This window comes from Agromyces sp. Marseille-P2726 (assembly GCF_902809835.1).
Taxonomy (GTDB): Bacteria; Actinomycetota; Actinomycetes; order Actinomycetales; family Microbacteriaceae; genus Agromyces.
In genome coordinates this window covers 44,650-68,666 of the sequence record NZ_CADDWM010000001.1, presented here as the reverse complement: position 1 = coordinate 68,666, position 24,017 = coordinate 44,650, and the positions used below count along the sequence as shown (strand labels likewise).

The window sequence follows — 24,017 nt, the reverse complement described above, 5'->3', positions numbered from 1 at the left end:
TCGTGGCTCCCCTCAGCCCGCCACGCGGGCCGCGATGTCGGTGCGGTACTGCCCGCCTTCGAGCCGCAGGTGGCCCAGTGCCTCGTAGGCACGCTGCCGTGCCACGGCGAAGTCGCTTCCGACGGCGACGACGTTGAGCACGCGACCGCCGGTCGCGACGAGCGGCGGCCGGCCACCCGCCTCGGGAGTCGCGCCGATGGCCGTGGCCGCGTGCGCGAGGTGCACCCCGGGCACGGATGCCGCGGCGTCGGCCCCCTCGATGACCCGGCCGGTCTCGGGCGCCTCGGGATATCCCTCGCTGGCGAGCACGACCGTGACGGCGGCATCGGAGCGGAACACCGGACGCGCCATCGACCCGCACCCACCCGTGGCCGCGGCATACATCAGGCTCGACAGCGGGGTCACGAGGCGGGGCAGCACGACCTGGGTCTCGGGATCGCCGAATCGCGCGTTGAACTCGATGACCCGGATGCCCCGGGGTGTGATGATGAGCCCCGCGTAGAGCAGCCCGATGAACGGAGTCTGCTCCTCGGCGAGCTGCCGCACGGTCGGCAGCGCGATCGTCTCGATCACCTCGTCGACGAACGCCTGCTCGCTGCCGAAGTCGTCGGCGAGCCAGGGCAGCGGCGAGTACGCCCCCATGCCGCCCGTGTTCGGGCCCCGGTCGCCGTCGCGGAGTCGCTTGTAGTCCTGCGCGGGCGCGAGCGGCAGCACGTTGGAGCCGTCGGAGATGAGGAACAGCGACACCTCCTGGCCGTCGAGGAACTCCTCGACGAGCACCGGCCCCTGTTGCAGGTAGTGCGTCGCGTGCGCGAGCGCGGCGTCGCGGTCGTCGGTGACGAGCACGCCCTTGCCCGCCGCGAGACCGTCGGCCTTGATGACGTGCGGCGTGCCGAACTCGTCGATCGCCTGCTCGACGTCGGCGAGGGTGGTCGCGAGCGTCGCTCGCCCGGTCGGCACTCCCGCGGCCTCCATGACGCGCTTCGCGAACGTCTTCGACCCCTCGAGCGCGGCGGCGGCCTTGCCGGGGCCGAACACGGCGATGCCGCGGGGCCGGAGCGCGTCGGCGACACCGGCGACGAGCGGAGCCTCGGGACCGATCACGACGAGTTCGATGTCGTTGTCCATGGCGTAGTCGGCCACGATGACGGGGTCGGTCGGGTCGAGCGCGATCGTGGTGACGCTGCCACGCGAGGGCGAGGTGGCGGATGCCGCGATGCCGGCGTTGCCGGGAGCCGCGATGATCTCGTGACCGGCCTCCTCGTCGAGCAGCGCGAGGATGATGGCGTGCTCTCGCGCGCCCGAGCCGAGGACGAGGATTCTCACCGATTCAGGGTATCGGATGGGTGCGAGCCGTCCCCGTCGATCCAGCCTGTGCGGCGCGCTCGAACCGGGGCGCGCCGCCTCGCTGCGGCGGTCGACGGCGAGCGCGTTGGTATGTTGCGGCCGGGAGCGGGGGAGCACTTCCAGGAACCCGCCCGTCGGGCGAGGCTCCTCCGACCGCTGATGGACGTGAAGCCCGGCGACGTCGAGCACCGGCCGGCCGGCCGAGCGCCTCGGGTGATCTCGCGCCGGGTCCTGCTCGCGGGCCTCGCCGCGGCCGCCACCGGTGCGCTCTCCGCTTGCGCACGTGTCGATGCGCCAAGTTCGCATGCCGTTCAGGCGTCCGCCGCGCCTGATGCCGCAGCACCAGGTCCGCAGCCGGCGCAGGCGCAGGGACCGATGCAGCCGGCGCCGCTCGCCCCGCTCGTCGAGCGCTTCCCGGTTCCGAACGAACCCATCAGCGGACTGCCGACCGACGCGCCCCTGCTCGCCTGGACTGCCGATGACGGCACGAGCTCCGAGGTGATCGCGGCATACGCCGCCTTCGCGGCCGCCACCGGCACCCGCCTGACGTTCTTCGTCACCGGGACCTACCCGTCCTGGGCCGAGAACGCCGAAGTGCTCCGCCCGCTCGTCGACGCCGGCCAGGTGCAGCTCGCCAACCACACCTGGAGCCATCCCGATCTCACCTCGCTGTCCGACCAGGACATCGTCGACGAGCTCCAGCGCACGCACGACGACATCGGCGAACGTTTCGGCGTCGATGCTCGGCCGTTCTACCGGCCGCCGTTCGGGTACTACGACGATCGCGTCATGGCCGTGGCCTCGGGCATCGGGTACACCACGCCGACGCTCTGGTGGGGATCGCTGGCCGACTCGGGCCTGGTCTCGGAACAGCGGATCGTCGAACTGGCGACGGAGTGGTTCCAGCCGGGGCACATCGTGATCGGGCACCTGAACTTCGATCCGGTCACGCGCGTGTTCGCCGAGCTCCACGCCATCATCCGGGAGCGCCGGCTCACGACGGTGACCCTGAACGACGTGTTCTCGAGCGACCAGCACCCGTGACCCCGCCGCCGGGTGTCGTCGGAGTGCGGGAGGATGGAGCCATGGCACGAGCGCGGATCGACGACGAATTGGGGCGGGCCGCCCTCACGACGGTGCAGGCGATCACCGAGAAGAACGGCGGCGTCGCCGACGCCGACCGGCTTGCGGCATCCGTCGACCGCACAACCGTCGCGTTGGCGGTGCGGTACACGCTGCAGCTGCTGGCCGAGCAGGCACCCGGCGCCGCCGTCGAGGTGCGCGTGCCGCCGCACGCCGCGGTGCAGTGCATCGAGGGACCCAAGCACACTCGCGGCACGCCGCCGAACGTGATCGAGACCGATGCCGCGACCTGGCTCGGGCTCGCTACGGGCGAACTGTCGTGGGCCGATGCCCGCGCCGCCGGACGCGTGCAGGCGTCGGGTCAGCGTGCCGACCTGAGCGAGCAGCTGCCGCTGCGCCCCTGAGTTGGTCGCCCAGCCGCTCTCACCCTGATCCCCACGGCGTCAGACCCGAGACCCGACGGCATCAGAGCGGAACGGCCTCGCGCTCGAGCCGCTCCAGGCGGTCTGGTGCGACCAGGCCGAGCGCGGTCACGTCGTGGAATTGCACCGTGACTCCAAGCAGTCGCTGGGCGTCATGAATCGCATCGAGCACATGCCAGTCGTCGGCGGTCAGGTCGGTTTCAACGAGCAGCTCGAGCAGATCGGCGTCGTCGTCGCGCCAGCGATCTCCGATGATGCGTGGACTGCGGCCGCCGTGCCTGGCGAGCAGAGCGAGGAGGTCGCTGCGTACGACCGTGAGACGATCGCGGAGCGGGAGCGACATGAGGTCGCCACCGGCCGCCGCGAGGAGGCGCGCACCCTCGGTCGATCCCGAAGCTGCTGCGGCACGTTCGGCCGATGCAGCGGCCCCTCGCCTGATGTCGTGCTCGTGCAGGTCGATGAAGGTCCGCACCGCATCGCGGACGACGTCCTTCTTCGTACGCCGCAGGACATGCGCCAGGTCGGCGGCCATTCGATCGGTTTCGGTGTGGATCTTCACGGTCCGCTCGGGCATGGTCGAACCGTAGCCCGGCGGCTCACCACGTCGAGGGCGTTGCCGGGCCGACGTGACGAACCGGTCGAACCCCGCATCTGTGGAGGCCGAGTTGTCGGATCTCGGATCCCAGGCCTCAGCTCCGAGATGGATTCTGCAACGCCGAGACGGCCTCTCTTCGGAGGTTGCGGTGCCGAAGTGCCGAAGTGCCGAAGTGCCGGCCGCGGGCGAAAGGAACGGTCTGTTCCTGGGCCCGACGCGGGCCCGCTCGAGGTGCGCGACAATGGAGGGGTGAGCGGAACCCAAGACTCTCCCGAGCAGCCCGACCGCACCCCAGTGGTCCGGTACGACTTGCACCCGGCAGAGCCGGTCGAAACGGATGTCACGAGCGACACGGTCACGGTGCGCCGCGCGCCGCGGTATGGACGGTTCATCCTGCTCGGCGTGATCGTCGGAGCGATCGTCGCGCTCATCCTCACGTTCGCGTTCACCGGTCAACCGGTGGAGGGTGAGCTCGTGCAGTTCGACAAGGGCCAGGTCTTCGGGTTCCTGCTGCTGGTGTGCGGCACCATCGGTGCTGCACTCGGCGCCGTCGTCGCGCTCCTCATCGACCGCTCGTCCGCGCGGCGCGCCCGGTCGGTCGCCGTCGAGCACGAGTCCACGCACCGCGTCGACGAGTAGCGGTGCTGGTGCCCGGAGGGGGCGGCGCCACAGGGCGGAGCTCAACCGAGCTCAGCTGAGCTGCGTCTTCTCCACCCACTCGAGGTACTCCTCGGTGACGGTGCCAGTGATGTAGTCGCCCGTGAAGCACGACAGGTCGAGCTGGTCGATGTCGGTGCCCTGCGTGATCGCCGCCCGGAGGTCGGCGACCTCCTGGTAGATCATGTGGTCGGCGCCCAGCTCGCGCGCGATGTCGGGGATCTTGCGTCCGTGGGCGATGAGCTCCTGCCGGCTCGGCATGTTGATGCCGTACACGTGCGGGTACCGCACCGGGGGAGCGGCCGAGGTGAACGTCACCTCGTTGGCGCCCGCGGCGCGAGCCATCTCGACGATCTCCTTCGAGGTGGTGCCGCGCACGATCGAGTCGTCGACGATGAGCACGTTCTTGCCCTTGAACTCGGTGCCCATCGCATTGAGCTTCTGGCGCACCGAGCGCTTGCGCTGCGCCTGGCCGGGCATGATGAACGTGCGGCCGACGTAGCGGTTCTTGTAGAAGCCCTCGCGGTACTCGATGCCGAGCTTGCGGGCCACCTGCATCGCGGCGGGGCGCGAAGAGTCGGGGATCGGCATGACGACGTCGATGTCGCCCTTGTCCATGTGCGTGGCGATCGTGTCGGCGAGCCGCTCGCCCATGCGCAGGCGCGCCTCGTAGACCGAGATGCCGTTCATCACGGAGTCGGGGCGGGCGAGGTACACGTACTCGAACGAGCACGGCACGAGCCGCGGGCTCCTGGCGCACTGCCTCGCGATCATCTCGCCGTCGAGCGTGATGAACACCGCCTCACCGGGTTCGACGTCGCGCACGACCTCGTAGTCTCCGTTCTCGAGCACGAGCGACTCGGATGCCACGATCCACTCGTCAGCACCGGCATCCGTCGTGCGCTTGCCGAGGATGAGCGGCCGGATGCCGTACGGGTCCCGGAACGCGAGCAGGCCATGCCCCGCGATCATGGCGATGACCGCGTACGATCCCTCGACGCGCTCGTGCACCTGCGCGACGGCCTGGAACACCTGGTCGGGATCGAGCTCGAGCCCCGTGATCAGCCCCTGCAGCTCGGTGGCGAGCACGTTCAGCAGCATCTCGGTGTCGCTCGTCGAGTTCACGTGACGCCGGTCGATGTTGAACAGGTCGGCCGACAGCTCGCGCGTGTTCGTGAGGTTGCCGTTGTGCACGAGGATGATGCCGTACGGCGCGTTCACGTAGAACGGCTGCGCCTCCTCCTCGCGCTCGGCCGCGCCCTTCGTCGTGTACCGCACGTGGCCGAGGCCCATGTTGCCGAGCAGCGAACGCATGTCTCGCGTGCGGAACGCCTCACGCACCTGCCCGCGCGCCTTCGTCATGTGGAAGACGGGGCCGTCGGCCGTCGCGATGCCGGTGGAGTCCTGGCCGCGATGCTGCAACAGGAGGAGGCTGTCGTAGATCTGCTGGTTGACCGGCTCGGTGGAGACGATGCCGACGATGCCGCACATTCGAGCGATGGCTCCTCGGGGGTCGGGTGAAGCGTCCGAGTAGGACGATCCATCCTCCCACACCTGCGCGTGTGAGCCGGCTGAGCGGATGCCGCTGCTCAGGTGAGCGGCAAGGCGGACGCCGATGCCCGCGGCATCCGTTGCCCCCGCCGAGCTACCGCGCGTAGCGCTCGACGAAGTTCCGCAGCATCCGGTTCGGGTGCGACACGGGAGCACGCCGCACCGACGCCATGGTCGCCTCGATCTCGTCGTCGGCGAAGTATCCGTAGCCGCTGTAGGCGTGGATGCGCAGGACGATTCCGTCGAGGTCGAGCTCGGGGTGGAACTGCGTCGCGTACACGTTCTGCCCGACCCGGAACATCTGCACCGGGCAGGTCGGCGACGAGGCGAGCCGTATCGCCGTCGGCGGAAGGGTGCGGATGGCCTCCTTGTGCCCGACGAAGGCGTTGAACGTCGAGGGCATGCCGGCGAGGAGCGGGTCGGACGCCCCGGCCTCGGTCAACGTGACCGGCACGACGCCGACCGGCTCCGAGTACGTGCGGTCGATCGGTGCGCCCTGGTGGGCGCCCAACGTGCCGACGCCATAGCAGGCGCCCAGGAACGGGAAGTCCCGAGGCACCACCTCGTCGAGGAGGGCGCGGAACTCCGCCTCGACCCGGTGCTGCACCGGCGACTTCAGCTCGGGCGGGTCGGAGGCGTTGAACGGTCCGCCACCCACGAAGATGCCCGACAGGGCGTCGAGGTCGAGCGGCGGCATGGGCTCGGCCTCGAGCCGGACCCGAATGAGATCGCGCTCGTCGAGCCCGGCGTAACGCAGGAAGAGCTCGTACTCGGCGTCGGCGGCAAGGTCCTCCGCCCGCGTGGCGAGGAGGACGAACGGCTTCACGGCTCCCACGATATTCCCCGGTCGCGGCGCGCGTCAGGCCGAAGCCCGCCGCTGGTGCTCCGCTCAGTACTCCGACGGCCGGGGGAGCACCGCCATGGTGCAGCGTGAGACGCACACGAGGCGTCCCTGCTCGTCGGTGATGCGGATGTCCCACACCTGCGTCGTGCGGCCCCGGCTCAGCGGCCGCGCCTCGCCGTAGACCCAGCCCTCGGCGACCGGTCGCACGTGGTTGGCGTTGATCTCCATGCCAACGCAGTAGAACGACTTGGGGTCGACGGTGAACGTGGAGCCCCAGCTCGCGAGCGTCTCGGCGAGGGCGACGGATGCCCCGCCGTGCAGCACGCCGCCCGGCTGGCGGGTGCGCCCGTCGACCGGCATGCGGCCCCGCAGCGAGTCCTCGGTCAGTTCGGTCAGCTCGATGCCGAGGGTGTCGATGAGGGTGCCGTCGCGACGGGTCTTCGCCCAGTCCAGTGCGGCGTCGTCGAACCAGATGCTCATGGCGTCGAGTCTGGCATGCGGTCGTCGAGTAGCGCCGCCGAAGGCGCCGCGTACCACCCCGGTCGTCGTGTAGCGCCGCCGAAGGCGCCGCGTATCACCCCGGTCGTCGAGTAGCGCCGCCGAAGGCGCCGCGTATCGAGACGTCACCCACTACGCCAGCTCGGCGATGATCGGGTGGATGGCATCGTCGAACGCCGAGGCATCCGACCTCAGCGAATCCGTCACCGCGACGCTCATTGCGCCGATCCACCACACCCCGGGAGCTGCGAGCGGCAGCACCTCGACGTTGAGCTCGAACGAGTGCGCACGCCGGCCGACCTCGCGTTCGTGCTCGGCGATGGTGCCCGCGTAGGCGCGGTACGAGTCGCCGCGCCGCGACGCGGATGCCGAGCGGTAGCCCTCGTGCGCCCAGTCGGCCCACGCGCGAGCGGCCTCGGCGTGGGGCACGACCGCCGCCGCGAGCACCTCGGCGCCCGAGACCGGCAGCGCGACCTCGGTGTCGTAGGCGTCGACGAGCTCGAGCGGGACGGGCGATGGGTGGGCCTCGGGCTCGACGGTCATGGCCCACCAGGCGCGCCACTGGCGTTCGAGCAGATCGTGCTGGTCCATCTCGAGGCGGGGACCGACCGGCCCGACGTCGCGGAGGTGGGGCAGTTCGACGGGGGAGGCGATCGCGAGCACATCGCGCAGGTAGAGGGCGAGGAGCACCGAGCGACTCGCATTCTCACGAATCACCCACGACGGCGTTCCGCCCGCGTGCATGGCGATATTCTACGTCGGCGCACGGTCAGGCCCGGGTAGGCGGGGCGGGTGATCGAAGCCGGGCGGGTAGCCTTGCAGGGTGACCGCGAACTCCTCCTACGCCGCCGCCGGAGTCGACACGCGGGCCGGCGACCGGGCCGTCGAGCTCATGAAGGAGGCGGTGGCCAAGACGCACGGGCCGAACGTGCTCGGCGGGGTCGGCGGGTTCGCCGGTCTCTTCGACCTGTCGTTCGCGAAGCACTACGCGAAGCCCCTGCTCGCGACCTCGACCGACGGCGTCGGCACCAAGATCGCGATCGCGCAGGCGCTCGACAAGCACGACACCATCGGACAGGATCTCGTCGGCATGGTCGTCGACGACATCGTCGTCGTCGGAGCGAAGCCGCTGTTCATGACCGACTACATCGCGTGCGGCAAGGTCGTGCCCGAGCGCATCGCGACGATCGTCACCGGCATCGCACGCGCCTGCGCCGAGACCGGCACCGCCCTCGTCGGCGGCGAGACGGCCGAGCACCCCGGACTCATGGGCGTCGACGACTACGACGTGGCCGGCGCCGCCGTCGGTGTGGTCGAAGCCGATCGGCTGCTGGGTGCCGAGCGCGTGCGCGACCGAGACGCGGTCATCGCCATCGCGTCGAGCGGCCTGCACTCCAACGGCTACTCGCTCGTTCGCCACATCCTCACCGGTCGGCAGGTCGACTACGCCGACCAGTCCGCTGATCTCGGCGCCACGTGGGGTGAGGCGCTGCTCGAGCCGACGCGGCTCTACTCGGGGCCGCTCGTTCGCCTGCTCGAGAACGAGCGGCTCGGGGCATCCGTGCACTCGCTCTCGCACGTCACGGGCGGCGGCATCGCAGCGAACCTCGCCCGCGTGCTGCCGCCGGGCTCATGGGCCGAGATCGACCGCGCGACCTGGTCGCCCGCGCCCGTCTTCCGCGTGCTGAGCGACCTCGCCGGCACCTCTCTCGAGAGCGCCGAGGGCACCTGGAACCTCGGCATCGGATTCCTCGCCATCGTCGAAGCGGATGCCGCTGCCGACGTGATCGCCGAACTCGGCGCGCTCGGGCTGCCCGCCTGGCAGGCGGGCACCGTCGCGGTGGGGCCGCTCCCACGGGGCGACGCGCCCGACGACCGGTGGGAGCAGGGTGCCAAGGGCGTCGACGGCGGTGCCGTGCGGCTCGTCGGATCGTACGCGTCATGACGATGCGCGCCGCCGTCTCGATCGGCATCATCTGCACGACCCCGCCCGAGGTCGTGCGCGCCCTCGCTCCGCGCATCGAGCGCCTCGGGTTCTCGACGCTGTGGATCAACGACCTGCCTCAGGCCGACTCGCTCGTCGGGCTCCGCGCGGCAGCCGCTGTCACGCAGACGCTCGGGCTCGCGACGGGTGTGATCCCGCTCGACCGCCGGCCGGCCGACGCGCTCGACCTGGGCGGTCTGCCCGCCGAGCGCCTGACGCTCGGCATCGGCTCGGGGCGTGCGCGGCATCCGCTCCGTCTCGTCGAGCACGGCATCGAAGCCTTGCGAACCCGCACCGAGGCGCGGGTCGTCGTGGGTGCGCTCGGCCCCAGGATGCGGCGTCTCGCCGCCGAGCGATCCGACGGCGTGCTGCTCAACTGGCTCACGCCCGATGCCGCCCGCAAGGCCACGACCGAGCTGCACGAAACCGCGGCGGCGGCGAGTGTGCCCGAGCCCGGGCCGCGCGCCGTGCTCTACGTGCGTACGATCGTCGAGCCCGCCGCTCGCCCCGTGCTCGAACGCGAAGCGGCCGTCTACGAGGCCGTGCCGTCGTATGCGGCAAACTTCGAGCGCCTCCGCATGCGCGCCATGGATGCGACGCTGACGGATGCCGCGGGGCTCGCCTCGTTCGATGTCGTCGACGAACTCGTGCTGCGGGCGATCACTCCCGCGAACTCGCTTGCCGAACTCGAGCGTTTCGTCGAGGAGACCGCGCGCTGGCGGTCCGAGATGGCCTAGGCTCCGCGTGACGCGCGGAATTCGGGGTTACGCGCGCTGCTCGTCACCGGTGACGTAGGTGTCGTCGTCGTCGGCGTACTCGGCCCACTTCGACGCTTCATCGGTGTAATCGTCATGCCGCGAGCCCGTGAGCTCGCGCTCAAGCGCCGTGTAGTCGGTGTTGGGGCTGAAGTACTTCAGCTCCCGAGCGACCTTCGTGTGCTTGGCTTTCTGACGGCCGCGCCCCATGCGTGACCCCCTTACGACATCTGGCCGGGTGGGATGGCCTTCACCCGGCACTCATCTGATAAATGGAATTCGTCCGGCTGCCAGTTTAGCACCGAGGGCAGACCCGTCCGGCCTCTTCCACAGCACCGCCGTGTGACCCCGTCGTGTGATCCCTTCCTGCGGCGCGGGACTGCCGACGGGTCGTCCACCTCCGTGGGTGGTCGTTCAGCAATCCATGCTGAGATGGTCGGGTGATGAGCCCTGAACGGGTCGCCCCCGAACGCGTGAAGGTCGTCGTCATCGGTTCCGGACAGGCGGGACTCTCGGTCGCCTACTACCTGCGGCGATTCGAGCTCGTCGCCGACGATGACTTCGTGATGCTCGACCGCGGCCCCGGGCCGGGTGGAGCGTGGCAGCATCGATGGTCATCCCTGCGCCTCGGCACGGCGCACCGGGTGAACGACCTCCCGGGCATGGGCGAGCTCGGCCTGAGCTTCGACACCGCCGACCGGAACCTGCCGGCCAAGGAGGTCGTGGCCGACTACTACGGTCGCTTCGAACAGCACTTCGACCTGCGGGTGCGTCGCCCGATGAGCGTGCGACGCGTGTCCAACGCCGGCGCCGATCTGCTCGTCGAGTACGACGATCTGAGCCCCCAGCCGGTCGAGGAGGAGAGGGCCAAGGGCCTGTTCGGCCGGCGTCGCAAGACGTTCCAGGAGCCGAAGCCGACGCCGCCGCCCCGGCACGAGATCACGACCCAGTTCCTCGTCAACGCGACCGGCACTTGGGGGTCGCCGTTCGTGCCCTACTACCCCGGCATGGCGGACTTCGAGGGACGGCACCTGCACACCTCCGACTACACCGGTGCAGAGGAGTTCCGGGACCAGCACGTCGTGATCGTGGGAGGCGGCACCTCCGCGATCGGCTTCATGCTCGAGCTGGAGGATGTCGCCGCTGGACTCACGTGGGTCTCGCGACGCCCGATCGACTGGCTGGATCGTCAGGAACTGGATCTCGAGGGAGCCTCCGCAGCCGTGGCCATGCAGGACGAGGCCGCACGGTCGGGTCGGGCATTGCCGAGCATCGTGAGCGGCACCGGCGTGCCGAAGAGTCGCCGCGTCGCCGCGGCGATCGACCGCGGTCTGCTCATCGCCCGGCCGATGTTCGACCGCATCGAGGCCGACCGGGTGGTCTGGGACGGCAACGGCAACGGCGGCCAGGGCGGAATGGCCCGCGCGGATGCGATCATCTGGGCCACCGGATTCAGGCCCGAGCTGCGCCACCTCGCCCCGTTGCGGCTGCGCGAGAAGGCGGGCGGCATCACGGTCGGCCAGGGCGCGTCGTGGAGCGATCCGCGCATCTTCCTCGCGGGCTACGGTCCGCAGGCGTCCACGATCGGCGCGAACCGTGCAGGGCGCATGATCGCGCGCCAGATCATGGCCATGCTCTAGCCGCATCTGCTGGTCGAGGAGCGCGGCGCACGGCGGCGCGCGTCTCGAGGGGCTGGCTTGGGCCCCGTCTCGATACGCGTCGCCTTCGGCGGCGCTACTCGACGACCCGTTTGCTTCGGCGGTGCTCCTGGACGACCGGTTTGCTTCGGCGGCGCTACTCGACATTGAGAATGGTGGTGGCGGTCTCGGGTTGGGTCTGACCTGCTACTCGACGGACTCGTTGTGATGTCATTCGGCCGATTTGTCGGCCCTGCTCGGGGCTTGTCGATCACGTCGGTTCGGGAGACCGGGCCGGGCGTGGGATGTGACCTAATAGGACCCTGTCCGCCGACTCTTCAATGTCTTGTCCGCCCGGCCCGGTGCGGTCATCCGATCGATCACTCGAGAGGAGACACCCATCATGCTACCCACCCCGAACGCGCCCGTCCCGGGCACGACTGTCGTCGTCGGTGTCGATACGCACACGGACACCCATCACGCGGCAGTGCTTGATCTGAACGGCCGGCTCGAAGGCGACGCCGCGTTCCCGGCGACGCCGGCCGGTTACCAGGCACTGGTGGACTGGGCCGGCTCGTACGGGATCATCGACCGGATCGGGGTCGAGCTGACCAGCTCGTACGGTGCCGGCTTGACTCGGGCGCTGACCGGTGCAGGGATCCACGTCCTCCAAGTGAACACCACCGACAAGGCCACCCGCGCCCGACGCGGCAAGGACGACCGCAGCGACGCGATCGCTGCCGCGCAGAAAGTCCTCGCCGGGATGGCGACCGCGATCCCGAAGGACACCACCGGTGTCATCGAATCGATCCGGATGCTGACATTGGTGCGGAATTCCGCGGTGAAGTCCCGCACGCAGGCGTTGAACCAGATCAAGGACCTCCTCGTTACCGCGCCCACCCCGCTGCGGGAACAACTCCGCCGATTCAGCCTGCCCACGATCGCGAAACACGCGGCCGCACTCCAACCCGACACCGGGCGGTACGCCGATCCGGCACACGCAGCCGAGCATGCCCTGAAACGTCTCGGTCACCGCGTCGCCGCCCTGAACGACGAGATCACCGCCGCAGATCAGGAACTACGCGCCCTGACCACGGCGACCGCACCAACTCTGCTCGCTCGTCCCGGGCTGGGCGTCCACACCACCGCCCAGTTCCTGATCACCGCCGCCGAGAACATCGACCGGATCACCAGCGACGCCGCATTCGCCAGACTCTGCGGAGCCGCACCCGTCCCAGTATCGTCCGGACAAACCCACCGGATGCGACTGCACCGCGGCGGCGACCGGCAAGCCAACCGAGCGCTGCACATGATCATCATCGGCCGGATGAAGAACGACCCCGACACCCGCGCCTACATCACCCGAAGACTCACCGAAGGCCTCTCAAAACGCGACACCATCCGCGCCCTGAAACGCTACGTCGCCCGCCAAGTCTTCAACGACCTCAAAACCGACCTCACCAAGAATCGACATCCATAGGACCATCGACCGGTGGCCTGCGGGCGCTACTCGACGACCGGTGGGCTTCGGCGGCGCTCCTCGACGACCGGTGGCCTACCGACGGCGCTTGGCCGGCGTCTCGGCGAGCTGTCGGCGCGGCACCGGCCGCACGGGCTCGCCGCGGCGATCCTGCCCGGGCAGCGGCCGCGATCGCCGGCCGTACAGCAGGTCCGACGAGTCGAGCAGCCACGGCACGAGCGCCACCGTCACCCCGTGCACGAGCAGCAGCTTCTGCCGGATGCGGCGGGACTTGTGGTTGTGCAGGAGGTTCTCCCACCAATGCCCGACGATGTACTGCGGGAGGTACACGGTGATGACCTCGGCCCCGAACTGCTCGCGGCGCGACTTGATGTACTCCATCAGCGGGTGGCTGAGGTCGCGGTAGGGCGACGAGAGCACGCGCAGCTTCACGTGGATGTTCTGCTTGACCCAGTCCTTCTTGAGACGCTTCGTCTCGTCGTCGTCGATCGACACGTGCACGGCCTCGATGGAGGCATGCCGGGCCGCGATCGCATAGTCGAGCGCCTTCAGCGTGGGCTTCTGCATGCGTCCGACGAGCACGATGGCGTGGTCGCCTGCGGCGCCGAACGTGGTCGTCGGGTCCACCGCGATCTCCTTCTCGACGTCGCGGTAGTACCGGTTCACCCCCAGCATGAGGAAGAACAGGATGGGCATCATGACGAACACGATCCACGCGCCGTGCGTGAACTTCGTGACGGTCACCACGATCAGCACGACCGCGGTCATGACCGCGCCGAGCGCGTTGATCGCGAGGGCTCGCCAGATGGCGGCCGGGGAGAGCGGCTTCGCATCGGCATCCGCTCGCGCCTTCGATGCCTTCGACCTGGCCGACGCCTTCGACCTGCTGGACCCCTTCGAGCTGCTGGTCGCCTTCGACGCCGGATGCCGCAGCCGGCCCAGTTCCGCCATCCAATGCCGCACCATGCCGGTCTGGCCGACCGTGAAGGAGACGAACACGCCGATGATGTAGAGCTGGATCAACACGGTGAGGTTCGCCTGGAACACCACCAAGATCACGGATGCCGCGAGCGCGAGGATCACGACGCCGTTCGAGTAGATCAGCCGGTCGCCCCGCGTCGACAACGACTTGGGGGCGTAGCCGTCGCGCGCGAGCACCGATCCCAGCAGCGGGAACCCGTTGAAGGCGGTGTTCGCGGCGAGGAGCAGCACGAGCGCGGTCGCGACCTGGATGACGTAGAAGAACACCGTGTCGCCGCCGAAGGTCGCGGCCGCCACCTGCGCCATGAGGCTCGGCTGCGGCTCGGTCGCGCAGTCGGTCCACCCGATGAGCTGGCACGGATTCTCGGCGTAGTGCACGTTCGCGATGAGCGCGAGTGCGGTGAGACCCGCGAACAGCACGATCGCGATGCCGCCCATGAGCGTGAGGGTCGCCTGCGCGTTGCGGATCTTCGGTCGCCGGAAGGCCGGCACGCCGTTCGAGATCGCCTCGACACCGGTGAGCGCGGAGCATCCGCTCGCGAACGACCGCAGCAGCAGCAGGATGATGCCCGCCTGCGTGAGCGACTCCGCCCCGACGCCGAACGCGGCCGACTCGGCGATGGGGGCGTCGCCGAACGCGGTACGGGTGAGTCCGACGACGATCATCACGAAGACGCTGCCGATGAACAGGTAGGTCGGCAGGGCGAACGCCTTCGACGACTCGCTGACGCCCCGGAGGTTCACCGCGGCGAGGATGATCACGAAGACCACCGCGATCTCGACGCGGAACGGGTTGAGCTCGGGGAATGCCGAGATGATGTTGTCGACGCCCGACGCGACCGAGACGACGACCGTCATGATGTAGTCGACGAGCAGGGCGGATGCCACGACGAGGCCGGCTTTCTCGCCGAGGTTGCGATTCGCCACCTCGTAGTCGCCGCCGCCCGATGGGTAGGCGCGGATGAGCTGCCGGTAGGACGCCACCACCGTGACGAGGAGCACGATGACGGCGAGCGCGACCCATGGCGCGAAACTCAGGAACGCGAGCCCGCCGATCGTGAGGATCATGAGCAGTTCCTGCGGCGCGTACGCCACCGAGGACAGCGGATCGCTGGCGAAGATCGGGAGCGCCAAGTGCTTCGGAAGGAGTTGCCCCTCGAGCTTCTCGGTCGGAAGGGGGTCCCCGATGATCCAGTGTTTGGGAGATTTCAGTTCGGTGGGCGGTGCCTCCGCCTCATGTACCACGGCGGATCACACTACGCCCCCGGCGGCGCGTGTCAAGGGGCATGCGTCCCGCGTCAGCGGGCGAGGAGGTACGCGGCCGCCGCCGCGGCCAGCCCGAGCGTCAACGTCACGACGACGTTGAGGATCGCGGCTCGCCGGCGACCGCCGTCGGCGAGCTCGATCGTCTCCACCGTCCACGTGCTGAACGTGGTGAGTCCGCCGCAGAAGCCGGTGACGAGGATGAGCCGCAGGTCGCCGTCGAGGGCTGCCCGCTCCGTGAGGCCGATGAGTGCGCCGGCGACGCCGGAACCGACGACGTTGACGATCAGGATGCCGCCCGGCAGGTGTCCGGGGCGTACCGGAAGGGCGCGCGAGAGCCGGTAGCGGAGTACGGCGCCGACCGCGCCGGCTACGAGCACGGCAACCACGATGAGCGGGGAGAGGGAGCCCGTCACAGGGGCTCCCCGGCATCCGTGACCTCGGTCGGCATGGGACGGTGGGCGATGAGCGAGCCGATGCGCAGCCCCGCGGCGGCGAGGGCGAGCCCGGCCACGACCGAGCCGAGCAGGTACGCCGCGGCGACCCACGCCTCGCCCGCGCGCGTGAGCACGATGAGCCCGGCCATCACCGCCGAGAGCGTGGTGAACGAACCGATCACCCCCGATCCGAGACCGGCCTTCAGCCAGGTGGGCGTCGACGGGCGGGTCCAGACTCCGCCCGCCAGCCAGCCCAGCACGAACGAGCCGACCAGGTTCACGACGAACGTCTCGACCGGGAACGCTGCGTCGTCGTGCGGGAACGCGAGGTCGAACGCCAGGCGCAGTCCCGTGCCGATGACGCCGCCCACGGCGACCGCGAGATAGGCGCGCACCCCTGCAGGCTACGCCGTGCGCTCGGCGAGCTCGATGACCCAGTCGTTCGTGTGCAGGATGTTGCCGGGGGAGACCTCGAAATCGAGCTCACCGAGCAGTGCGAATCCCGCCTTGCGGCAGACGGCGTTCGACGCCGGGTTGTCGACGCGCGGATAGGCGTGCACCGGGAGCGTCTCTCGGGCGGCGCGCGCCCGGTCGAGCATGGCGACGACGGCGGCCGGCGCGATGCCGCGCCCGCGATACTCCTGCTCGACCGACCAGCCCGCCTCGAGCGCCGGCTCCCCGCCCACGTCGTGGTGCCAGTAGCCGACGAGCCCGACGCCCTCGGGATGCCCCGGGATCACGATGCGGAACTGGCAACCGGTGCCCTCCCGCTCGAGGCGAAGGTATCGCTGGTGACGGGCGATCACCTGCTCGTCGGTCTCGACGCCGCCCATCTGGTCCATGAGTTCGGGCGTGTTGGCGCGTCGCACGAGATCGAGGTCGTCGGACGACAGGGGAACGATCGCGACGTCGGTCATCTGCTCATCGAACCACGGGCCGCCAACGCTGGCCAGCGGTGATCGAGTAGCGACGGTCGAAGGCCGACGCGTATCCAGATCGGCACGCGAGGTCTCGATACGCCGCCGGCTTCGCCGGGCGCTACTCGACCACCGGGGTCAGCGCTCGGCGAAGGTGGCCAGCACGTCGGCGCGAACCTGGGCGAGGCGAGCCTTGAGCAGGTTCACCGCCTCCGAGCTCACGCGTCCGCGATGCGCTTGGTTGCGAAGGTCGGTGCGCACCTGCTGGCGGAACTCGTTCAGCACGAGATCCGCCTCATGCACGGCACGGTTCGAGTCGACGTGCGGGTTCGCCGTACCGCCCGCACCCGCGTCGCTCGCCGGGGTGCGCGTCGCCGCGCGCTTGGCCTCGCGCGCGGCACTCGCGAGCTCGGCGCGGAGCGAGCGCATCGCGTCGTTGACCTCAGCGCGCACGCCGTCGGCGAGCCGACGAACGGAATCGGTGAGGTCGTCCTCGATGGCGTCGAGCTCGTGGCGCCGTGCGTCGAGCTCGGCCCGACCGGCATCCGTGATCTCGTAGACGGTCTTGCGGCCGTCGGTCGACTTCGTGACGAGACCCTCCTCCTCGAGCTTCGCGAGGCGCGGGTAGATCGTGCCGGCGCTCGGGCTGTACGTGCCGCCGAACCGGTCGGAGAGGGCCTGGATCAGCTCGTAGCCGTGGCGCGGCTGCTCCTCGAGCAGCGCGAGCAGGTAGAGCCGCAGGTGGCCGTGGGCGAAGACGGGCGGGGTCATGCCGAGGCACCGCCCTCGTTCGCGTCTGAACCCGCCGCGGCATCCGTCGCCCTCGTGCTCGAGCCGCCGCTCGTGGAGGCGCCCGCGTTCACGGGAGCCCGGTGCATGACCGAGATGTTGCCCGAGACGCTGTTGGCGCCCAGGTCGAGCCACCGGCCGGCGAGCTCGCCGACGACGCGCTCGAACCCCTTGCCGAGCACGCCCTTGATCGACGAGTCCTCGAGCAGCACGGTGCCGCCGACGGTGTTGATGCGGTAGCGCGCACCGGAACCCGGAACGAAACGCACGGTGAGGTTGCCGGACACGGTGTTCGTGTCGATACGGTCGGGCGTGCCGTACGCGTCGACGATCATGCTGCCTGAGACCGTGTCGGCGTTGAACGCCACCACGTCGCCCGTGGCGACGACGTCGCCCGAGACGGAGTGCGCGGTGATGCGCCCGGTGTGGTTGCCGGCGGAGATCTCGCCCGAGACGCTCGAGAGCTCGACGTCGCCCTCGTGGCTGTCGAGCACGACATCGCCCGAGACGGTGCTCAGCTTCGCGTCGGTCTGGAATCCCGAGACGAGCGCCTCGCCCGAGATCACGCCGAGCTTCATCGCCACGTGACGCGGCGCGAGGATCGACACCTCGGCCTTCGCGTTGCCGACCCAGCCCTTGAACGCCTCGATGAAGTTGTCCCAGCGCAGTTGCGGGTGGTCGATCTCGAGGGTGTCGCCGTCGATCTCGATCCTCAGCTCCTTGCCGGTCACGCCCGAGACCTCGACACGTGCGCCCGGCTCGTCGTGGGCGATGACATCGACCTTGCCTCCGATGAGGCTCACCTTCAGCTTGCGTACGAGCTCGATGTCGATGACCCGGCTCTCTCCGGGCGCGATGACCCACTTCTCGATGGCCATGGTGTACTCCTTCATTGCCGGGGGCGGATGCCGCGGCATCCGGCCGGCCCTTGAAACCTGTCTCGCGATATATCGCGTTTCGATGCCTTCACGATATATCGCGTCTCCGCCGGGCGCAAGGCCGGAGCGGAAATCGACCTGGTCGGATCGAGGTTCGGTGGTTGACCTTGACGCCGCGTCAACCTCTAGCGTGGCAATCGCGGGGGAGCAACCCCGACGATCGTGAGAGGAGCCCGCCGTGGACTGGTCGATCCAGGAGATCGCCAAGCTCGCCGGCACGACGAGTCGCACCCTTCGTCACTACGACGACATCGGGCTGCTCGCGCCGGCGCGCATCGGCGCGAACGGATATCGGTACTACGACGAGCCGGCGCTCCTGCGACTGCAGCGAATCCTGCTGCTGCGCGAGCTCGGGCTCGGGCTCCCCGCGATCGCCGACGTGCTCGCCCAGGAGGAGAGCGCTCCGCACGCCCTGAGAACCCACCTCGGTTGGCTGCAGCAGGAGCGCGACCGACTGGCGCGGCAGATCGCGTCGGTCGAACGCACCATCGGAGCACTAGAAGGAGGTGAACGACTGATGGCAGAGAACATGTTCGACGGCTTCGACCACACGCAGTACAAGGAGGAGGTCGAGGAGCGTTGGGGCAAGGAGGCGTACGCGAAGAGCGACGCGTGGTGGCGCTCGCTGACCGCTGAAGACAAGGCGGCCTGGCAGCAGCGCGCGACGCAGCTCGGCGCCGACTGGATCTCGGCGCACGAGCGGGGTGTCGACCCAGCGGGAGAAGAGGCGCAGGCGCTCGCGCAGCGCCACTTCGACTGGCTCCGCGACATCCCCGGCACACCCGGCGGCGGCGCGGGCGGCCCGTCGAGGGAGTACTTCCTCGGCCTCGCGGAGATGTACGTGGCCGATGAGCGCTTCGGCGCGAACTACGGCGGCCGCGAAGGCGCCGAGTTCGTCCGCGACGCGATGACCGCGTACGCGGAGCGCAACCTGTAGCGCCGCTCACCGGTCGTCGAGTTGCGACGCGCGGAGCGCGACGCGTATCGAGACGCGGCATCAGGTCTGTCGGTCGTCGAGTTGCGACGCGCGGAGCGCGACGCGTATCGACGCGGCATCTGGTCTTTCGGTCGTCGAGTTGCGACGCGCGGAGCGCGACGCGTATCGAGACGCAGCGTCTGGTCTGTCGGCCGTCGAGTTGCGACGCGCGGAGCGCGACGCGTATCGAGACGCGGCATCTGGTCTCGATACGCGTCGGCCTGCGGCCGTCGCTACTCGACCACCGGCAGGGGCCTGGTCATCGGGTCTCGATACGCGTCGGCCTGCGGCCGGCGCTACTCGACCACCGGCAGGGGCCTGGTCATCGGGTCTCGATACGCGTCGGCCTGCGGCCGGCGCTACTCGACCACCGGCAGGGGCTCGGTCATTGGGTCTCGATACGCGTCGGCCTGCGGCCGGCGCTACTCGACCACCGGCTGGCCGCCGCTTCCGCGGTATCCGTTCGCGGTGCTCGTTCCGCACGCTTGATCGCGAACAGCGGGATCGTGTAGCCGCAGAGCGGCCCGATCAGGAGCGCGAAGGCAACGGTGCCGATGCCGGCGTTGCCGCCGAGCAACCAGCCCGCGCCGAGCACGAAGACCTCGATGCCCGTGCGGACGATCCAGATCTTCCAACCGGTGACGCGGTGCAGGCCCGTCATCAAGCCGTCGCGCGGTCCAGGGCCGAAGTGCGCACCGATGTAGAGCCCGGTCGCGATCGCGAGCACCACGATGCCGGCGGGGAGCAGGAGGACCCGCACCCACAGGTCGAGCCCCGGCGGGATCAACCACAGTCCGACATCGGCGGCCGGCCCCACCAGAAGGGCGTTCATGACGGTGCCGAACCCGAGCCGCTGCCGGATCGGGATCCACAGGAGCAGCACGACGCCGCTCGTGATGACCGTGATCAGGCCGAAGCTGAGCCCGGTCTGCTTCGCGATGCCCTGGGTCAGAACGTCCCACGGGGCCACGCCGAGCTCGCCGCGCACGATCATCGCGATGGCGATGCCGTACAGGAACAGCCCGACGAAGAGCTGGAGGAAGCGGCGTACGAGCACCGGAGCAGGATCGGAAGGCCGGCGGAGGAGGCGAAGCATGGAACCAATCCAATTCCAAGATTGGCCTTTTCGCAAAGTACCAATCACCGTAAAGTGGCTTTATGGCTGACCTCGCGCTCACCGCGCGGTCGCTCGAGCTCCTGCTCGGCGACTGGCGCGGAACCGGAAATGCCTATGAAGCACTCGCCGAACGCATCCGGCTCCTCATCGTCGACGGGCGTATCGCCGTCGACACGCGCATCCCCGCCGAGCGCGATCTCGCCGAGCGCCTCGGCATCAGCCGCACGACGGTCACGGCCGCCTACCGTCACCTGCGGGAGCAGGGGCTGCTGCACAGCGTGCGCGGGTCGGGCAGCGTCGCCCGCCTCCCGGGTGCGCCCGCGATCCTCCCGGCTCCCCTCGAGAGCGAGTACATCGACTTCTCGAAGGCGTCGCCGTCGGCACTGCCGTGGCTCCCCGATGTGGCCCGGCAGGCGGTCGACGACCTTCCGGGCTACCTGGGCGACGCCGGGTTCGACCCGATCGGCCAGATCGTGCTCCGCGAGGCGATCGCCGATCGGTACACCACGCGGGGGCTGCCCACCTCACCCGACCAGATCATGGTCACCATCGGGGCCCAGCACGCGATCGCCCTGCTCTCGCGTGCGCTCGTCGGTCGTGGCGACCGCGCGCTCATCGAGGTGCCCACGTATCCGCATGCGTACGAGGCGTTCCGCGCGGCGGGAGCGCGTCTCGTGCCGGTGCCGGTCGCGCCGCAAGGTCGGGGCGTCGACGAACGCGAGGAGACCGCGGCGCTGGTGCAGGCGATCCGGCACTCCAATCCGGTCGCCGCGTACCTCATTCCCGATTTCCAGAACCCGACAGGCCGCACGATGAGCCGCGAGGCGAGGGCGCAGGCGCTCGATGCGGCGGCGCGCCAGGGCACGGTCGTGATCGCCGACGAGACGACCGCGGAGCTCGACATCGATCGTGCGCGAGCGTTCCCGCCCATGGCGGCCGACGGCGCGGCGGTCATGGTGGGCTCGGTCGGGAAATCGGTCTGGGGCGGCATCCGGGTCGGCTGGATCCGTGCCGATCGCCCGCTCATCCGACGCCTGCTCGCCGTGCGTTCGCCGGGCGACCTCGGCACCCCGATCCTCGAACAGCTCATCGTCACCCGCCTGCTCGGGCGCATGGACGAGATCATCGAGCTTCGTCGCGAGCAGCTGCGCGCCGGTCGCGATCGGCTCGAGCGCCTGCTCGCGACCACCTTCCCCGAGTGGGACGTGCCACATGTCGACGGCGGCATCGTGACCTGGATCGGTCTCGGCTCGCCCGTCAGTTCGCAGCCCGCGCTCGCCGCTCGGCGCGAGGGGCTCATCGTGGCCGCGGGGCCGCGCTTCGGCGTCGACGGGGCATTCGAGCGGTTCCTGCGCCTGCCGATCTGCTACTCCCCCGAGACGACGGATGCCGCGGTGGCGGCGCTCGCCCGAACGTGGCGATCGCTCGCGCACTCGCCGGTGGTCGAGCCCGAGCCGGCCCTGCTCGCGTCGGTCGTCTAGGGCGGGCACGCCCGAAGAGCGGGACGGCGTCGGTCCCCGAACCCTCCGCCGCCCCGCCGTCCTCTCACGCGGTCAGCGCCGCATCGAGAACCTGCGTGCGCCCACCGCGGCCAATGCGACCCCGCCGAGGATCGCGAGCGCGATCATCCCGAGGTCGGCCATCGCCTCCACCTCGCTGAGCGGGCGACTCGCGGATGCCGCGATGACCGACGTTCCCGGCGCGCTCGCCGTCGACGCGGCGATGCACATCTCGCCCTGATCCGACCCTTGCGGCGACCCGACGGCAGCGGTGGCGTCGGTCGGCTCGACCGATTCACTGCGACCCGTGTCATCGGTCGGGACAACCGGACGGATGCAGTCCCTCGGATCACCGGGATCGGTCGGGTCGGCCGGGTCCTTCGGGTCGGCCGGGTCCTTCGGGTCGGCCGGGTCCTTCGGGTCGGCCGGGTCCTTCGGGTCGGCCGGGTCCTTCGGGTCGGCCGGGTCCTTCGGGTCCGGGTTGCCCGGCACGACGATCGTCGTCGAATCGTCCGTCGTGCTGTCGCCGATCACCGAGACGGCGTTGCCGCCGATGGTGATGGGCAGGGACAGGTTCGGAACGAGCTGTGTTCCCCCGAGCAGCCCGTCCGAACCGTCCGTCAGTGCGGAGCCGCCCCCGGCTCCGGGTAGCACGACCGTCGTGGCATCCGTCGACGTGCTGTCTCCGATGACCGAGACCGCGTTGCCCGCGATCGTCACGGGCAGGTCGAGGTCGGCGAGCAGTTGCGTGCCGCCGAGGATGGAGTCCTCGCCGTCGGTGACGGCTGATGGGGCACCGCCCTCGCCTGAGCCGCCTGTGGCGACCTTGGTCACGACGTCGTCGGTCGACGAGTCGCCGATGACCGAGATCGCATTGCCGCTGACGGTGATGGGGAGCGACACGTCGATGAGCGCCTGCGTCCCGCCGAGGATCGAGTCCTCACCCGACGTGACCGCCCAGATGCCGTCGTCGCCGCTCGTCTCCGAAGCGTGTGCGACGCCGGCCCCGAGGAGCATGAGCCCCCCGGTGAAGAGGGTCGCGTACAGCGCCCTCAGAGCCATTCTCTTCATGTTCCAGTCCTCCTGACTGATGGGAGTTGTCGCTCCCGGGCAGGGAGCGATGACCGTCTTCCGCCGAAGCACGAGGGTTCGTGCCGGCGGACCGGTTCCCGTCAGTCAGGGGTGGAATCGGTGTCGTACACCGGCGACGACGGCAGTTCGTCGTCGACCGAGTGGAGCACCAGCGATGCGAGCGCGTCGAGTTCGAGGGCCGCCGACGTCGCGTCGGAGGTTCCGGATGCCCCTGCTCCGGAGCCAGAGGCGCCGGTACCGCCCGCGCCCGAACCGCCCTGGGGAACGGCGGGCACGGCTGGCGCCTCACCGCGGAGTGGACCGCCGCCGCCGGCAGGCGCGGTCGTACCGCCGGCCGTGCCGCCCGGCCCAGCCGGGCTCGCAGCACCGGGCCACGAGCCGATCGCCTGACCATGCGCCGCCGCGGTATCCGAAGCGCTCGGAACGGGTGCGCCGCCGCCCGGCGCGACCGACGGGCCGGGCGCCTCGGTGCTCGGGGCGAGCGGAATCTCGGGCAGCTGGGGGATCACGCCGCTGCCCTCGGTCGGGAGCCGTGGCGCCGATCCGACCACGGTGGCCAAGGTGCCGTCGACGAGGCCGGCCACGGGGTCGACGACGCTGCCGAGCGCGCCGTCGCCGACCAGGCCGCCGACGATCGGCACGGCGCCGACCGCACCGTCGAGCAATTCGGTCGCCGGCGTGGTGATGGTGCCCACAACGCCGCCACCCATGAGGTCGGAGGTGTCGACCAGGTCGGCGATCGCACCGCCGACGGGCGCGGGCGCGTCCGCCACGACGGGCTCGAGCACCGCGGACACCGGCTCGGCGACGGTGTCGACCGCATTGCCGAGGGCTCCGCCGACGGCGCCGGTGATCGAGGTCACGCCGCCGAGCGCGGAACCGGCCGTTCCGAGGAGTCCGGAGGGATCGCGTTCGTCGGCGGCGGCGCTCGACGTGGACGAGAAGAGACCGATGATCAGCCAGGCGGCGCAGATGACGAGCGCGAGGAGCACCCAACGAAGCCACGGCACGTGCCGAGCGGCATCCGCTGACCCTGACCCCATCGCACCCCCTGATCTGGTCTCGACCGTACCGAAACGGGCGGGCGTTCGTCCAGCATCGCCGCGCGTGCCGGCATGTCGGCCGCCTGACTCCCAGCTGCCCGTGACATCGGGA

25 protein-coding genes are annotated in these 24,017 nt (G+C 70.1%); 9 read left to right on the top strand and 16 right to left on the bottom strand.

The features are described from left to right. Positions 1 to 12: 12 nt before the first annotated feature. Complete coding sequence (gene purD, locus HUS56_RS00320) at positions 13 to 1,326, bottom strand: phosphoribosylamine--glycine ligase (RefSeq protein WP_173921414.1); 1,314 nt, start codon at positions 1,324 to 1,326, stop codon at positions 13 to 15. Positions 1,327 to 1,506: 180 nt separating this feature from the next. On the opposite strand from purD, the gene HUS56_RS00315 reads away from it, so the two are divergent. After that, entirely contained in the window at positions 1,507 to 2,391 is an 885-nt protein-coding gene (locus HUS56_RS00315) for a polysaccharide deacetylase family protein (protein WP_217423900.1), read from the top strand. Between the two features lie 41 nt (positions 2,392 to 2,432). Continuing rightward, positions 2,433 to 2,834 carry a sterol carrier family protein gene (locus HUS56_RS00310; RefSeq protein ID WP_173921413.1) on the top strand — a complete coding sequence of 134 codons (402 nt, stop codon included), beginning with the start codon at positions 2,433 to 2,435 and terminating at the stop codon, positions 2,832 to 2,834. Positions 2,835 to 2,895: 61 nt separating this feature from the next. Here the strand turns inward: HUS56_RS00310 and HUS56_RS00305 are convergent, their stop codons facing one another. Beyond that, on the bottom strand, positions 2,896 to 3,426 hold the full coding sequence (locus HUS56_RS00305; RefSeq protein ID WP_173921412.1) for a hypothetical protein: 531 nt from the start codon (positions 3,424 to 3,426) through the stop codon (positions 2,896 to 2,898). Positions 3,427 to 3,696: 270 nt separating this feature from the next. On the opposite strand from HUS56_RS00305, the gene HUS56_RS00300 reads away from it, so the two are divergent. Next, the gene (locus HUS56_RS00300) at positions 3,697 to 4,086 is read left to right on the top strand and encodes a hypothetical protein (RefSeq protein ID WP_254431212.1); all 390 of its coding nucleotides are present in this window, start codon (positions 3,697 to 3,699) and stop codon (positions 4,084 to 4,086) included. 51 nt (positions 4,087 to 4,137) lie between these two features. Here HUS56_RS00300 and purF read toward each other — a convergent pair whose 3' ends face one another. The 4 genes from purF to HUS56_RS00280 all read right to left on the bottom strand — a co-directional run bounded on the left by purF (position 4,138) and on the right by HUS56_RS00280 (position 7,741). Next, positions 4,138 to 5,595 (bottom strand): amidophosphoribosyltransferase, encoded by a 1,458-nt coding sequence (purF, locus tag HUS56_RS00295; protein ID WP_173921411.1) that lies wholly within the window; start codon positions 5,593 to 5,595, stop codon positions 4,138 to 4,140. 154 nt (positions 5,596 to 5,749) lie between these two features. Further along, positions 5,750 to 6,481: a glutamine amidotransferase gene (locus tag HUS56_RS00290; protein WP_173921410.1), complete on the bottom strand. Its 732-nt coding sequence runs from the start codon at positions 6,479 to 6,481 to the stop codon at positions 5,750 to 5,752. Positions 6,482 to 6,544: 63 nt separating this feature from the next. After that, positions 6,545 to 6,979 carry a PaaI family thioesterase gene (locus HUS56_RS00285; protein ID WP_173921409.1) on the bottom strand — a complete coding sequence of 145 codons (435 nt, stop codon included), beginning with the start codon at positions 6,977 to 6,979 and terminating at the stop codon, positions 6,545 to 6,547. 150 nt (positions 6,980 to 7,129) lie between these two features. Then, positions 7,130 to 7,741 (bottom strand): zinc-binding alcohol dehydrogenase, encoded by a 612-nt coding sequence (locus HUS56_RS00280; RefSeq protein WP_173921408.1) that lies wholly within the window; start codon positions 7,739 to 7,741, stop codon positions 7,130 to 7,132. Between the two features lie 79 nt (positions 7,742 to 7,820). Between HUS56_RS00280 and purM the strand changes: the two genes are divergently transcribed. Beyond that, positions 7,821 to 8,942 (top strand): phosphoribosylformylglycinamidine cyclo-ligase, encoded by a 1,122-nt coding sequence (gene purM / locus HUS56_RS00275; RefSeq protein WP_173921407.1) that lies wholly within the window; start codon positions 7,821 to 7,823, stop codon positions 8,940 to 8,942. Next, entirely contained in the window at positions 8,939 to 9,718 is a 780-nt protein-coding gene (locus HUS56_RS00270; protein WP_173921406.1) for an LLM class flavin-dependent oxidoreductase, read from the top strand. Before purM ends, HUS56_RS00270 begins: the two co-directional genes overlap by 4 nt. Before the next feature lie 27 nt (positions 9,719 to 9,745). Here HUS56_RS00270 and HUS56_RS00265 read toward each other — a convergent pair whose 3' ends face one another. Beyond that, positions 9,746 to 9,946 (bottom strand): DUF3073 domain-containing protein, encoded by a 201-nt coding sequence (locus HUS56_RS00265; protein ID WP_173921405.1) that lies wholly within the window; start codon positions 9,944 to 9,946, stop codon positions 9,746 to 9,748. 233 nt (positions 9,947 to 10,179) lie between these two features. Here HUS56_RS00265 and HUS56_RS00260 point away from each other — a divergent pair, with 233 nt between their 5' ends. Together HUS56_RS00260 and HUS56_RS00255 are read left to right on the top strand one after the other, a co-directional pair. Next, positions 10,180 to 11,376: an FAD-dependent oxidoreductase gene (locus HUS56_RS00260; RefSeq protein ID WP_173921404.1), complete on the top strand. Its 1,197-nt coding sequence runs from the start codon at positions 10,180 to 10,182 to the stop codon at positions 11,374 to 11,376. A gap of 400 nt (positions 11,377 to 11,776) precedes the next feature. Then, the gene (locus HUS56_RS00255; RefSeq protein ID WP_173921403.1) at positions 11,777 to 12,853 is read left to right on the top strand and encodes an IS110 family transposase; all 1,077 of its coding nucleotides are present in this window, start codon (positions 11,777 to 11,779) and stop codon (positions 12,851 to 12,853) included. Between the two features lie 75 nt (positions 12,854 to 12,928). On the opposite strand, the gene HUS56_RS00250 is transcribed toward HUS56_RS00255, so the two are convergent. From HUS56_RS00250 to HUS56_RS00225, 6 genes are all read right to left on the bottom strand, one after another. Further along, complete coding sequence (locus tag HUS56_RS00250) at positions 12,929 to 15,079, bottom strand: APC family permease (protein ID WP_254431211.1); 2,151 nt, start codon at positions 15,077 to 15,079, stop codon at positions 12,929 to 12,931. Positions 15,080 to 15,132: 53 nt separating this feature from the next. Continuing rightward, complete coding sequence (gene crcB / locus HUS56_RS00245; protein ID WP_173921402.1) at positions 15,133 to 15,513, bottom strand: fluoride efflux transporter CrcB; 381 nt, start codon at positions 15,511 to 15,513, stop codon at positions 15,133 to 15,135. After that, positions 15,510 to 15,929: a CrcB family protein gene (locus tag HUS56_RS00240; protein WP_173921401.1), complete on the bottom strand. Its 420-nt coding sequence runs from the start codon at positions 15,927 to 15,929 to the stop codon at positions 15,510 to 15,512. Before HUS56_RS00240 ends, crcB begins: the two co-directional genes overlap by 4 nt. A 9-nt stretch (positions 15,930 to 15,938) precedes the next feature. Then, positions 15,939 to 16,451: a GNAT family N-acetyltransferase gene (locus HUS56_RS00235; RefSeq protein ID WP_173921400.1), complete on the bottom strand. Its 513-nt coding sequence runs from the start codon at positions 16,449 to 16,451 to the stop codon at positions 15,939 to 15,941. Positions 16,452 to 16,589: 138 nt separating this feature from the next. After that, positions 16,590 to 17,222 (bottom strand): PadR family transcriptional regulator, encoded by a 633-nt coding sequence (locus tag HUS56_RS00230; protein ID WP_173921399.1) that lies wholly within the window; start codon positions 17,220 to 17,222, stop codon positions 16,590 to 16,592. After that, positions 17,219 to 18,118, bottom strand: coding sequence for a DUF4097 family beta strand repeat-containing protein (locus HUS56_RS00225; protein ID WP_173921398.1), 900 nt, complete (start codon positions 18,116 to 18,118; stop codon positions 17,219 to 17,221). Before HUS56_RS00225 ends, HUS56_RS00230 begins: the two co-directional genes overlap by 4 nt. Before the next feature lie 238 nt (positions 18,119 to 18,356). Between HUS56_RS00225 and HUS56_RS00220 the strand changes: the two genes are divergently transcribed. Next, positions 18,357 to 19,115, top strand: coding sequence for a MerR family transcriptional regulator (locus HUS56_RS00220; protein ID WP_173921397.1), 759 nt, complete (start codon positions 18,357 to 18,359; stop codon positions 19,113 to 19,115). 424 nt (positions 19,116 to 19,539) lie between these two features. Here HUS56_RS00220 and HUS56_RS00215 read toward each other — a convergent pair whose 3' ends face one another. Beyond that, positions 19,540 to 20,250 (bottom strand): YitT family protein, encoded by a 711-nt coding sequence (locus HUS56_RS00215; RefSeq protein ID WP_173921396.1) that lies wholly within the window; start codon positions 20,248 to 20,250, stop codon positions 19,540 to 19,542. A 62-nt stretch (positions 20,251 to 20,312) separates the two neighbouring features. On the opposite strand from HUS56_RS00215, the gene HUS56_RS00210 reads away from it, so the two are divergent. Next, positions 20,313 to 21,752 carry a PLP-dependent aminotransferase family protein gene (locus HUS56_RS00210; RefSeq protein WP_173921395.1) on the top strand — a complete coding sequence of 480 codons (1,440 nt, stop codon included), beginning with the start codon at positions 20,313 to 20,315 and terminating at the stop codon, positions 21,750 to 21,752. A 72-nt stretch (positions 21,753 to 21,824) separates the two neighbouring features. Here the strand turns inward: HUS56_RS00210 and HUS56_RS17095 are convergent, their stop codons facing one another. Both HUS56_RS17095 and HUS56_RS00200 read right to left on the bottom strand, forming a co-directional pair. Next, complete coding sequence (locus HUS56_RS17095) at positions 21,825 to 22,841, bottom strand: hypothetical protein (protein WP_217423899.1); 1,017 nt, start codon at positions 22,839 to 22,841, stop codon at positions 21,825 to 21,827. Positions 22,842 to 22,942: 101 nt separating this feature from the next. Continuing rightward, positions 22,943 to 23,905, bottom strand: a complete 963-nt coding sequence (locus tag HUS56_RS00200) for a hypothetical protein (protein WP_173921394.1) — start codon at positions 23,903 to 23,905, stop codon at positions 22,943 to 22,945. Positions 23,906 to 24,017 lie beyond the last annotated feature (112 nt).